We start from the raw sequence: 13,212 nt of genomic DNA on the forward strand, positions 1-13,212 counted from the left end.
TAGACAAAAACGTTTTAATCGAGGCGAGTGGATTGCAGCCTAGTCATCTAAGCAAAATTCACTTAACAAAGAGTAAAACGTTTTTAGCCGAACCCTTCGGGCAGCGTTTGTTGGGTATTTTTACTGCGTTCTCAGCTTTTTATGTAGAATAACTACACTACAAAGCTTCTGCCTTGTATAAATACCCAGCAATTCGCTGCAAAAACAACCTTGAAAGATCAACAGGCCCTAGATGATGCGCTATCGAAAATAGCCATTGTGTATGTCTGACTATTACTCTGTCTTTCCAACGTTACCGAGCGCAGGTATTTATTGTATACGACAAATTCAGTTAAAAACGAATTGCATATTTGGTCATCATTAGTGGTAAATTGAAATTTGTATTGTGGAATGTAGTTAGGTGAAATTTTGATGAATAACAATATATTAGTCATCAATTAAGCGACCTTATTTGTGTATTTGCTATTGATACAGGTAAAAGTGGGAGGCTGATAGAAGTCACTTTACGCGAAGCAATTTAGTGCCGCCACTTGATACATTGTTAGAATAATCTCGATATTTGTGATCGAGATCTCGTTCTGTGGGCGTCAATGTTGGAGGCTTGTTTCTATATTGCATCAGCTTGTTTTTTTGAATAAAAAAAACAAAGGCTTATTTTTTTGTTGTTTATTTTCACTTTTAATGGTCGTAACGTAAAAAGGTATGCTTTGTAACATATCCACACCAAGTCGCTGATATTTAAGGTTGTTGAAGGTTTTTTTTTATATTATTAGGTTTGATTACTGTCATTTGCGGCTGTAAAATAATCACTTTAAGTAGTTTTATTACAGTTTTTTCGTAATCAACCTTTAACCTACCTTTATCGCACACCTTAAGGCCACTATGTTTAATAATGCTAAAACCAGCACTCTGACTGCTTTGCCCTCTCTGATCGCCAGTATTTTACTCATCATCATTGGTATTTCATCTTATCGAGGTTTTACCGATCTGGGGAGCACCAGTGATCGTTTAGTTAACAACACACAACTAGTTGAAACCTTTACTAGTATACGTTCAGAATTTTTTGAAATTCGTTTAGCGAGTCTAGTTCACAACGAGCAAGGCATTATTAAGCATCAACAGAAAATTGGTAAACTTGTCGCCAAGCTCCCAGAATTTGAGACCAGTTTTCTGGGCAATAAAGCCCGTGAAATGTTCACCTTACAGCCACAAATTGACCAATATATTCGTCTCTATCGACAAGAAGTTGCGCTTGCTAAACAGACTGAAACTGAGGCTAAACTGAGTCAGGAACGTCGTGAATTAGGCCCCAAAGTCAGTGAAAAAATTGATGAGCTTGTCTCTCTTGTGACTGTGCGTAATCATGAACTGGGGACGCAAGCTGGCAATAAGATTGATATTACCGAGCGTCTTTTATTTGGATTAATATTATTTGCCATTGTCGCTTCACTACTGAGCGCCTTCTTCATGAGTAAGCGTTTAGTGCAGATTGTTAATGAGATTAAGTTTGTGATGGAAAGGCTTGCTAATGGTGATCTTACACAAAAGACACACATTAAGGGCGACAATGAGCTTTGTTCTCTTGCGGCAAACCTAGATCGCGTTATCGATAATCTGCGTAATATTATCTCCGACATTACCCAAGCATCGGATCACATGTCAGGCCAAATTGAGCAGCTGAATGTGCAATCTAATACTAATAACGTAGCGCTCCAAACTCATGCGATTGAAACCGATCAGGTCGTGACTGCCATGACAGAGATGACTGCAACGGCGCAAAATGTGGCTGGTGATGCTGCCGCTGCGGCGCAATTTACTCAACAAGCTAATGCGCAAGCCGATAAATCTAAAGTGGCTGTAGAGCAGGCGACCGATAGAGTCGTCGCCTTAGTTGGTGAAGTGGATTTGGCGGCGACAACCATTGGCGAAATGAATGAAAATACGCGTCAAATTGCCTCTGTGCTCAATGTGATCGGTGATATTGCTGAGCAGACGAATCTGTTGGCGTTAAATGCGGCCATCGAAGCGGCGCGTGCTGGTGAACAGGGTCGTGGTTTTGCTGTCGTCGCCGATGAAGTGCGTGCGCTTGCGGCGCGTACCCAAGCGAGTACTTCAGAGATCAATACTATGTTAGAGCGCCTACGCAGTGGGGCTGAACAGGCGGTCGCTGCGATGGAGCAAACGAAGCGCAGTTGCCAAGAGGCGGCCGATGATACCGCCCTAGTCACCGACAACCTCGATGGACTCGTTACTCACGTGTTTGATATCAATGGTCTCAGTAATCAGATTGCGACCGCTGCCGAGGAGCAAAGCGCGGTATCGGAGGAGATCAATCGTAACTTAAGTACTATTCGTGAGATGGTCGATGAACTTAACCTTAGCGCCAGTGCAACCTTATCCAGCGCTACATCATTGGCGGCGACCAGAGAGCAATTGAGTGCTGTAGTGGCTAACTTTAAGTTGTAGGCATTGCTGTCGGCTAGTCGTAATGGCTTGCATCTGATGGTGAGCCATTGTTTGCCGGCATGTTTAGTGAGAACAACTCTGAACCATAGTTTGATGCGAACGGCTAGCTTAACTTTTTTTATCCACTTTTAGATTTTTTTACTTATCGTTTCAATCCTGCGTTAAGGCAAGATTGATGATCAATAAGGCCGCATATTATGCGGCCTTATTTTTGGTTTTTACGCTTAAAATATATCTTAACGATAGAAAGCTTCAACTGTCCCTTTTACGGTCAACAATAGCGGTTGACCGCGACGGTCTAAGGATTTTGACGGGATTTTTACCCAACCTTCGCTGATGCAATACTCTTCTACATCGAAACGCTCTTTACCGTTAACACGAATGCCGATGTCGTGTTCGAAGATCTCTGCCACATGGTGTGGGCTACGAGGATTAACGGAAAGGCGATCCGGTAAGGCGGGTTGTGCTGCTGGTGAGGCTGGTGTGTTAGTGTCGTTCATGATCGTTGTCTGTAATGAATAAAACGTGCGCTATTGTAGGCAATACTGGCCCTTTGCTCAAGAAATTAACCTAGCAATATTAGGGTTAAATATATGATCCGTGACGTCATAGTGATAGGGCATAGCGTTGAGGGTGCCGCGGTGGATTAGCCTAGGGGTCGAGCCGCACATCACAGCGGTTAGTTAGCCACAACTCATGCTTGGTCATCACCTTGCTGAACATGTTGCTTTGTAGATAATCAGTTAACCATTGGCGAACGTGTGGGTAGGGTGACTGCAGATACCATTGGCGCTCGACGCGGGCAAATTGGCGAATAAACGGCAGCAAGGCGATGTCGGCTAGGCTTTCTCTGTTGGCCATTAGGTATTGATGCTGGGTTAATCGTTGCTCCAGCTGGGCGATATAACCTTGGCAAGCTTCGCGGCGTTCGATGATATTGGTTTCGCTGTAACGCTTAGCGCATTTGTAGTTTTCTAGGCAGCGCTTAAACCCGGTATCAAAGCGATAGATTAAAGTTTGCATGTCAGCGAGCATCTCATCATCCCCTGTGAACAGCAGATCGTCTGGGTCATTCATGCTCAGTGCCCACAGCATCACCTCAAGGCTTTCTTCAATCACAGTGCCATTTGGGGTGATTAACACTGGCACCGTGCCCTTAGGCGATGCCGCTAACATTTCGGCGGGTTTATCTTTTAATATAATGTCTCGCAGCAAAACTGGCAGCTGGGATTTATAAATCGCGATTCTCGCCCGCATGGCGAAGGGGCAATTTCTTAGCGAATAGATAATAGGTAAGCTACTATTTTTATTCATTTTAAACGCTATCTCTTGATCACTTATTTACGGATTTACTAATACTTGATCTACTTTAACCATATTCATCGGCAAAATATACGCGTACCATTCCCCCTTTTAACCTTAACTGAGACTCGCTAAAGTGATGAAACCCAAGATTGAATTATTAGCTCCAGGTGGTGATGTGCAGGCCATAAAAGCGGCCATTATTGCCGGTGCTGATGCTGTGTATTGCGGCCTAGATACCTTTAACGCCCGTAATCGCGCCGCTAATATTTCATTCGATCAACTTGTGGGGATCATCAGACTTGCCCATCAATACGATTGTCAAATTTTCTTAACCCTCAATATTGTTATCTTAGAGCAAGAATTTAAAACCTTATTTAACTTATTGAATAAGTTAGTCAACACCACCTTAGATGGGGTGATAGTGCAAGACATGGGCTTGCTTTATGTGTTGCGTCACTACTTTCCGACCCTTGATATCCATGCATCGACTCAGCTAACCACCCATAATGCGGGGCAAATTCCGTTTTTAAAAAAACTCGGTGTCAGCCGGGTGAACTTATCGCGCGAGCTTAATTTACGCGAGATAACGGCGCTCGCCAAAGTCGGCCAAGAGCATGACACCTTATTAGAGGTGTTTGTGCATGGGTCATTATGCGTGGCGTTTTCGGGTTTATGTTATTCAACCTCGGCCAGCGCGGGTAACTCGGGTAACCGTGGCCGTTGCAGTCAAGCGTGCCGTGAAGAGTATGAAACTACCGAGTCGGGTCATAATTTTCCATTAAATATCAAAGACAATTCGGCATTTTTTGATTTACCTGCCTTGATTGAAGCGGGTGTGTACTCCTTTAAAGTGGAAGGGCGCATTAAAGGCGCTAGCTATGTGCATACGGTGATCGATAGTTTTCGCAAGCAGATTGACGGCTATGTGGCAACCGGCGAGCTGACTCAAGATGGCGAACGTTTATATAAGGTGTTTAACCGCGACTTTACCAATGCGTTTTTACGGGGCGATTTAAACCAGTCGATGTTTATTGATAACCCACGTGATAACTCTAACAATCACTTGGTGGATAAACTCAAAGCCGAAAAAGGCGAGTCTATCTCTGTGGTACAAATTCACTCGGCTCAGCAGCAACTGCAAGTGGATAAACAGCAGATCACCAGCTCAGTTGATGAAAAAATTGCGCATTTGAGTATCGAAAAAATCAAGCTTAGCTTGAGCTTTGCCAGTGAGCTAGATGGGCCGCTGCGGTTAACGGTGGTGACTGAACAAAGTGATAGCCTGTTGCCCGGGCAAGCGGTTAAAACCGACAGTCAAGTCTTTACCTCTAGCAGTGTAATGATACCGAGCGAGGAGTTAAGCGTTGATAGGCAAGCGATTGAAAAGCGTTTCAAAAGCATTAATAACGCTAACTATGAACTCGTCGAGCTTGACACTCAGCAGCTAACCGATGGTTTAAGCATTCCGTTTCGTGAGATAACCACGTTAAAAAATGAGCTACTTAGCTACTTAAATGCAGGGGTTGCTATGATTGCACATGTGCAGCTGCCTAAACTTGAGCACCATCCTAAAGCCGATGGGCCGCTTGGGCTGTCGATGCTTATCTGTGATGAAGCCGATGTGGCATTGGCCGATGTGACCGATGGCGATATCTATTTTAAGCTGCCCGATGCTTACAAGCGTGGCTGCACCAAGTATGTCGACTTCTTGCTGCAAAACCCACGGCTTATTCCTTGGTTCCCGCCCGTGTTAATCGGCAAAGATTTTGATGTGGCGCTGAATATTTTGCAACAAGTGAAGCCTAAGCTGATTGTCACCAACAATACAGGTATTGCGTATCATGCCGAGCAGTTGGGGATTCAATGGATTGCGGGGCCATTTTTAAATACCACCAACTCTTACGCTTTGCTGGCACTTAAGCAAGGAGCGGCCTGCAGCGGCGCCTTTATTTCTAACGAGATAAACCGGCAGCAAATTAAGCAGATAGCCAGACCGAAAGACTTTAAGCTGCTTTACAGCATTTATCATCCCATTTTGTTGATGGCTAGCCGGCAGTGTTTTTTCCAACAGAGTGTGGGGTGTGAAAAGCCACGCATCGATAACGGTTGTATGTTGTCGTGCGATAAATCGACCAGTATTAAAAACCTCAAAGGTGACTCTTTTGCCATCGACAAGCAAAAAGCAGGTTACCCAAGCATTTATAACCAAGATCAGTTTTTAAATACCGACATCATTAACGACCTTAGTGATAAGTTTGATGGCTTTATGATTGATTTGACCAATATTGGCGCAGGCGACAGAGTCTCTCCTGACAAGGTTGAGCTCATTAAACAGTTTCAAGCCCTGCTCGATGGCCAAAGTGAAGCCAGCGCGAAGCTGTCGCGCTTAGTGCCCGAGTCAACGCTCCTGCAATACCAAAACGGGTTGTAAATTGAGGGGGTAACCTGATGTCGTACTTTAACCGCTCGCGTCAACGGCGCCTTTACTTGATTAACAGGTAAGCCGTTATGGATAAGCAGATCAGCATACCGCTTCCGGCGCTCATCCATCGGATTGGCAGGGAAGCGGCCAACAAGGCGCAAGCGGTTGCTAAGCAATATGGTTGCGAGCTAAAGCGTGTGCGCCGCTCCAGAAATTGGCAGTTGCGTGGCGATGCCATTGATATTCAATCGCTGGCATCGCAATTACACGTATCTGAGTGTGCTGAGTTATCTTACCTTGTGCAAAAAATTACCACAGCCTTACAGCAACACGCTGACAAGCTAGAACCTTTGCAGGTTAAGCTTGCTCGCCTCATTAAGGGCAACCCTAGCATCACCTTGAATGAGTTGATGCATCTCACCCAATGCTCTCTCACTGCAGCCAGGCGGGCGCGCTTTGACGCCGACGCTTGGTAGCTTCTGCGACACACTACAGCGAATAGCATCCAGTCGGCATTACCCCTGTGTATATCGGCCACCCTTTGAGGGCGTGCTTGAGTCGCCCTGCATTGCTATTATGGTCATATTTAAGGCAAGCTTAATTGCCACATTTTTGTTAGCTTTGAGGCTCAGTTATCGATTGACGTTAAGGACCGGCTAGGCATGGATGAGCATATCGTTATTTTAGTTATCGCAATGATTGTCTTGTTATATGGTTATATTTCCAAGGGGTTGTCTCGCCTCAATATCTCAGGTCCCATGGTGTTTACTGGGCTGGGACTATTACTCTCGCCGTTAGGATTGCATATAACTCAGGTCGAAATCGATGCTGAATTTGTCACTGTGATCGTTGAGCTTGCCTTGGTATTAGTGCTGTTTGCCGATGCCGCCCTGCTTGACCTTAAATTGCTGCGAAGTTCATGGCAAGTTCCGGCTAGATTGCTATTTATTGGCTTGCCGATCACTGTGGTGCTCGGCACCGCTGCGGCATGGTGGATTTTCCCTGATGAACCCATGACGACATTGCTTCTATTGGCTCTACTGCTGACCCCAACCGATGCGGCGCTCGGTAAGGCCGTGGTGTCCGACCCCAAAGTTCCTAAGTGGGTTCGCTCTAGCATTAATGTGGAAAGCGGGCTCAATGATGGCATCATTTTCCCTATGTTATTGACTGTCGTGGCGCTTATCTTAAGTGATACAGAGGCTGGTCAGCAGCAACACTGGATAGTCTATGTTGCTCAGCAGATTGGTGTCGGTGCGATAGTGGGCACAGTGGTGGGTTATGCAGGCACTAAGTTATTGGTGTGGGCCGATAAGCGAAATCTGGCCGAGGCCAGTTATCAAAATTTAATTCCCATCGCTTTAGCCGTCTTGGCTTTCTATCTTGCCGAAACGCTGTCGGGTAATGGCTTTATTGCGGCCTTTTTTGCTGGCTTATATGCGGGCAATACCTACGAGAAAACTCGTAATCATATTGAAGATTTTGCCGAGAGTGAAGGGGAGCTGTTTGTGTTAATTAGCTTCTTCGTTTTTGGTCTTGCGTTCGTGCCCCTTATCCTCGCTTATATCACCTGGGAAGTGGTGCTGTATGCGCTATTGAGTTTGACCGTGCTGCGCATGGTGCCTGTGGTGCTATCCCTTATCGGCACTGAGTTAGATCTATCGACTAAGTTATTTATTGCTTGGTTTGGTCCGCGAGGCATCGCCTCTATTTTATATGTGTTGATCGTGGTGCATGAGATAGGCAGCATGCAGGGATTCGCAACCTTATATGCTGTGGTGACCGTCACTGTGCTGTTGAGTATTTTAGCCCATGGCTTGAGTGCTCAGCCTCTGGCTAACCGCTATGCGCGGCGTCATCGGCTAACGTTTCCTGAGGCATCCTCACAAGATAAAGAGTGATAGATGAGCTGAGTGAGCTCTTGTTGGCTATTTAAGTGGGCCGAATTTGGCTTATCAATAATAAATTGTAATGATTAAAATAAAAAATGATAATTATGCGGACTGGTTTTCATGGCGTAGTATGCCGCTATTCAGTGAATCGCCACACTATGCTCGGGTGTGTTATCAAGTCAGTTGGGAATATCGATGAGCAAATTATTCTCTGTCTCGACACCATGATATGAGTTAAAGCTTGATAAATCAGTAGGCTCCCTACAGGAGTTAACGCAAGCATCTTGTGTCAGTGTTCATGCCGCACATAGGATTAGCCAACAGAGGTACAGCAAGATGAAGCAGGCATTATTTCAACCTTTGCAATTAGGTCGTTACACGTTAGTTAACCGGATTGTTATGCCGCCGATGACGCGTTCGCGTGCGACCCAACCGGGCAATGAAGCTAATGACATCATGGCCACTTACTATGCCCAGCGTGCTTCGGCAGGCTTAATCGTGGCTGAAGGTACTCAAATATCAGCCATGGGCCAAGGTTATGCGTGGACTCCTGGTATCTACACTCAGGCGCAAATTGATGGCTGGAAGAAAACCACCACCGCAGTGCATGCTAAAGGTGGAGTGATTTTTGCCCAGTTATGGCATGTGGGCCGCGTTACCCATCCCGATAATATCGGCGGGGCTCAGCCCATCTCTTCATCAGCCATTAAGGCCGAAAACGTTAAAGTGTTTGTTGATAATGGTAAGGCAGAGCCGGGCTTTGTTGATGTGGTAGAGCCTCGGGCCATGACCAAAGATGACATTAAGCAGGTGATTGGGGAATACCGTCAAGCGGCGCTCAATGCCATTGAGGCAGGGTTTGATGGTATCGAGCTGCATGCGGCCAATGGCTATTTAATCAACCAGTTTATCGACTCTGGTGCCAACAATCGCACCGATGAATATGGTGGCAGTGTCGACAATCGTCTGCGCTTTTTAGCCGACGTGGTCGAGGCGGTGGTCGATGCCATTGGAGCCGATCGCGTTGGGGTACGTTTAGCGCCATTTACATCACTTAATGGCACGGTTGATGCGAATCCCGTTGAAACCTATACCGCGGCAGCGGCGTTGCTCAATCAATACAACATCGTCTATTTACACATTGCCGAGGTGGATTGGGACGATGCACCAGAAACGCCATTGTCATTTAAACAGGCGGTACGTGCAGCCTTTAAAGGAGTATTAATTTACGCCGGTAAGTATGATGCTGAAAAAGCTGAGCAAACCCTTAATGACGGTTTGGCCGATATGATAGGTTTTGGCCGCCCCTTTGTGGCCAACCCTGATCTACCTGACCGTATCAAGCATGGCTATTCATGGGCTGAGCACGATCCGGCGACCTTGTTTGGCGGGGCTGAAAAAGGCTTAACCGATTATCCTGAGTATGCTAAATAATCAGGGGACCTTGCCGTCCACTGTGACGGTAAGCGGTTATCTGCGGTGAAATAAATAGCAACCACAGCAATGGGGTTGCTATTTACGCAAATAAAGATGAACAAAATTTAGATTAAAAAACTTGCCATATCATGGTTTTAGGTGTTTCATGTCGTCGCCATTTCAGCCTTGCTATTGAGGCTGAATCTTACTTTATATGAGTCCCCATCATGCGCGGAGTGTTGTATCTATTTATCGCTACCTTGTTAGCTGCTGTTGGTTGGATCGCATCGAAAATGGTTGTGATTCATATGCCTGGAGAGCTGTTTATCGGCGCTCGCTTCTTGCTCGCCAGCCTGCTGCTATTGCCCTTTTGCTATAAAAGTGTAGTTAAACTGCACATCAAATCTTTGTTGTCCGCTGGCGGTGTCGGTATTTTTCTTGGGGTCTCACTGCAAGTTTGGGTTCACGCTGTCGCCATGAGCCAAAGTTTGTCGGAAGGGGCATTTATCATGAGTTTGGCGATGATTATTGCCCCCATGGTCGCTTGGGTGTTGTTTCAAATTAAGCCCAATCGTGCCTTTTGGCTGGCTTTGCCTGTGAGTATTTGTGGCATGATGTTACTGATACTCACCAAGGGTTGGCAGGTTGATCCGAGCCAGTGGTATTTTCTATTAGCTGCGGCCTTACTTTCGGTTCATTTTGTATTAAACAAAAATATCAGCCTTAATATCAAACCATTAGATTCGATTTGTATTCAACTGTTTGTCGTTGGGATTGTTGGCTTGGTGTATGTGGCATTGACCAAAACAGTCGCCTTTGAGTTAAATGCGCAGTTACTATTTTGGTTTATGATATCGACGGTGATCGCGACATCGGTACGATACCTATTGCAAACCTTGGGGCAGTACAAGGTGACTATGGAAACGGCCGCACTGCTGATGATTTTAGAGCCGATTTGGACCATGTTGCTGAGTATTTGGATGTTAGATGAGCAGTTACAGCTGCAGCAGTTTGTCGGTGGCAGCGTGATTTTTCTATCACTACTGTTATATATTAAGTTGTCTAGATATTACGCGATCAAAACAAGGCCAGCCCTATAGAGATAAGTGTTGCATTGTGCTTGGTACTAGCCTTATTGCTGTTGGGGTTTATGTGCATAACCTTAGCGAAACGATAGAGGCCATGGGCGTTAATGGCATTATTATCAGTGCGATAGGTGTCGCCATCGGCATGGCGCTGTCGTTATCGACTAAGATGTACCTCACCTTTGTGTTAGTGAAGCGCGGATCTGAGCGCAACCTTTAACCCACGCCCCCAAGCCGCTGTATTTCCTGAGCGCTAACTCACTTAATGGGCTTTTTGGTAATTAACCCAAGACTAATGGGTTAAAAACACCGATAATTCACCTCAATGTAAGTTTTTTGGCCGCTTGGCCGCGCACGACACTGGATATATTCAATGGAAATCAAAGTTAATTTTCTCGACAATCTCAGACTTGAAGCCAAGTTTGACGATTTTACCGTTACCGCCGATCAACCGATCCGTTACAAAGGTGATGGTTCTGCCCCTAGTCCTTTTGATTATTTCTTAGCTTCATCAGCCCTTTGCGCGGCCTATTTCGTTAAGGTGTATTGTAAGGCGCGTGACATTCCCACCGACAATATTCGCCTGTCACAAAACAATATTGTGGATCCTGAAGATCGCTACAACCAAATTTTTCAAATTCAGGTTGAGCTGCCAGATGATATTTCCGATAAAGATCGCCAAGGTATCTTACGCTCTATCGAACGTTGCACCGTGAAAAAAGTGGTGCAAACCGGGCCTGAGTTCAAAATCGAAACGGTTGAGAATCTCGACGCCGATGCTAATGCCATGTTGATGGGCCAGCCCGATGGCGAAGCGAACACCTATATTTTGGGTAAAGATCTGCCGCTTGAGCAAACCATCGCCAATATGACTGGCATTTTGGCCGATCTTGGAATGAAGATTGAAATCTCATCATGGCGCAATATCGTGCCCAATGTGTGGTCGTTGCATATTCGTGATGCTGCCTCGCCCATGTGCTTTACCAATGGTAAAGGGGCGACCAAAGAGAGCGCATTATGCTCTGCATTAGGTGAATTTATTGAGCGCCTAAACTGTAACTTTTTCTATAACGACCAGTTCTTCGGTTTGGATATCGCCAACAGCGAGTTTGTGCATTACCCCAACGAGAAATGGTTTGCGCTCACCGATGACGATGCGCTGCCTGCTGGCCTGCTCGATGACTATTGTTTAGACATTTACAATCCCGATGATGAGCTGTGTGGCTCGCATCTTATCGATACCAACTCAGGCAACATCGAGCGCGGCATCTGCAGCATCCCCTATACGCGTCGCTCCGATGGCGAGACGGTTTATTTCCCGTCGAATTTAATCGAAAACCTGTTTTTAAGTAACGGTATGAGTGCGGGTAACAACCTGCAAGAAGCCGAAGTGCAGTGCTTATCAGAGATTTTTGAGCGTGCGGTTAAGCGTCAAATTATCGAGCAAGAAATTGTGCTACCCGATGTGCCTATGCAGGTGTTAGAAAAGTACCCCAGTATCCTTGCTGGCATCAAGGGGCTTGAGGAGCAAGGCTTCCCGGTTGTAGTGAAAGATGCCTCATTAGGCGGTCAGTTCCCGGTGATGTGTGTCACCTTGATGAATCCGAAAACTGGCGGCGTATTTGCGTCATTCGGCGCACATCCGAGTTTCGAAGTGGCCTTAGAGCGCAGCTTAACTGAGCTATTACAAGGTCGCAGCTTCGAAGGCCTTAACGATGTGCCTAAGCCGAGCTTTAACAGCATGGCGGTGAGTGAGCCAGAAAACTTTGTCGAACATTTTATCGACTCGACTGGGGTGATCTCGTGGCGCTTCTTTAGCAGCAAGCATGACTTTGACTTCTGCGAGTGGGATTTCTCTGGCACCAACGAAGAGGAAGCTAAAGGGTTGTTTGGCATCTTAGCAACCTTAGGTAAAGAGGTGTACGTGGCTGAGTTTGATCAACTCGGCGCGTCGGCTTGCCGTATTTTAGTGCCAGATTACTCAGAGGTTTATCCTGTCGAAGATTTGATTTGGGATAACACCAACAAGGCGCTGGATTACCGTGAAGATATCTTAAACCTGCATACCTTGAGTGATGATGAGCTGGTTGATTTAGTCAATCGTTTTGAAGAGAGTCAGCTCGATAACTACACAGATATTCGCACCCTGATTGGCATCGTGTTCGATGAAAATACCGTGTGGGGCCAGCTCACCATTATTGAGCTTAAAATCCTTATCTATCTTGCACTCGGTGCTCATGATGAGGCGCTGGAGCTGGTGGGCGACTTCTTGCAGTTTAACGATAATACGGTTGAGCGTGGCTTGTTCTATCAAGCGGTTAATGCGGTATTGGAAGTGACCTTAGACGAAGCGTTAGCGCTGGAAGATTTCATCCATAACTTCAATAGAATGTTTGGTGAAGCCGTGATGGAGCAAGTGGTTGGCTCGGTAAACGGTGACATACGTTTCTCTGGTTTAACCCAAACGAGCATGCAGCTTGAAGGCATAGAGCCACACCTGCGATTGATTGAAAGTTATAAGAAATTGCATCAAGCCCGGAAAGCCAAAGCCGGACTCTAATCATGGACCTGCGCGACTAACTGCGTTAGCACATGTTGATACTTAACCCCAAAAAAGCGAGCCTAA

Annotated in this window: 10 protein-coding genes; 8 read left to right on the forward strand and 2 right to left on the reverse strand. The window is 45.9% G+C overall.

Annotated elements, in window-relative coordinates; genetic code table 11:
* Positions 1-882: 882 nt before the first annotated feature.
* Positions 883-2,466, forward strand: a complete 1,584-nt coding sequence (locus tag DN599_RS09890) for a methyl-accepting chemotaxis protein (protein ID WP_110457430.1) — start codon at positions 883-885, stop codon at positions 2,464-2,466.
* Between the two features lie 236 nt (positions 2,467-2,702).
* Here DN599_RS09890 and DN599_RS09895 read toward each other — a convergent pair whose 3' ends face one another.
* Both DN599_RS09895 and DN599_RS09900 read right to left on the reverse strand, forming a co-directional pair.
* Positions 2,703-2,966 (reverse strand): DUF3297 family protein, encoded by a 264-nt coding sequence (locus tag DN599_RS09895; RefSeq protein WP_110457431.1) that lies wholly within the window; start codon positions 2,964-2,966, stop codon positions 2,703-2,705.
* Positions 2,967-3,117: 151 nt separating this feature from the next.
* Positions 3,118-3,780: a glutathione S-transferase gene (locus DN599_RS09900; protein WP_110457432.1), complete on the reverse strand. Its 663-nt coding sequence runs from the start codon at positions 3,778-3,780 to the stop codon at positions 3,118-3,120.
* 127 nt (positions 3,781-3,907) lie between these two features.
* On the opposite strand from DN599_RS09900, the gene DN599_RS09905 reads away from it, so the two are divergent.
* The 7 genes from DN599_RS09905 (at position 3,908) to DN599_RS09935 (ending at position 13,146) form a co-directional block, all read left to right on the forward strand.
* A complete protein-coding gene (locus DN599_RS09905) occupies positions 3,908-6,202 on the forward strand; it encodes a peptidase U32 family protein (RefSeq protein ID WP_110457433.1) in 2,295 nt (764 codons plus the stop codon).
* Between the two features lie 77 nt (positions 6,203-6,279).
* A complete protein-coding gene (locus DN599_RS09910) occupies positions 6,280-6,669 on the forward strand; it encodes a ribosome recycling factor family protein (RefSeq protein WP_110457434.1) in 390 nt (129 codons plus the stop codon).
* Positions 6,670-6,855: 186 nt separating this feature from the next.
* Positions 6,856-8,094, forward strand: a complete 1,239-nt coding sequence (locus DN599_RS09915; RefSeq protein WP_110457435.1) for a cation:proton antiporter — start codon at positions 6,856-6,858, stop codon at positions 8,092-8,094.
* A gap of 327 nt (positions 8,095-8,421) precedes the next feature.
* Positions 8,422-9,519: an alkene reductase gene (locus tag DN599_RS09920; protein WP_110457436.1), complete on the forward strand. Its 1,098-nt coding sequence runs from the start codon at positions 8,422-8,424 to the stop codon at positions 9,517-9,519.
* Between the two features lie 209 nt (positions 9,520-9,728).
* Entirely contained in the window at positions 9,729-10,601 is an 873-nt protein-coding gene (locus DN599_RS09925) for a DMT family transporter (protein ID WP_110457437.1), read from the forward strand.
* 16 nt (positions 10,602-10,617) lie between these two features.
* Complete coding sequence (locus tag DN599_RS09930) at positions 10,618-10,806, forward strand: hypothetical protein (RefSeq protein WP_338054432.1); 189 nt, start codon at positions 10,618-10,620, stop codon at positions 10,804-10,806.
* Between the two features lie 153 nt (positions 10,807-10,959).
* Positions 10,960-13,146: an OsmC domain/YcaO domain-containing protein gene (locus tag DN599_RS09935; protein ID WP_110457439.1), complete on the forward strand. Its 2,187-nt coding sequence runs from the start codon at positions 10,960-10,962 to the stop codon at positions 13,144-13,146.
* Positions 13,147-13,212 lie beyond the last annotated feature (66 nt).

The organism is Shewanella algidipiscicola, assembly GCF_900380485.1.
Lineage (GTDB): Bacteria > Pseudomonadota > Gammaproteobacteria > Enterobacterales > Shewanellaceae > Shewanella > Shewanella algidipiscicola.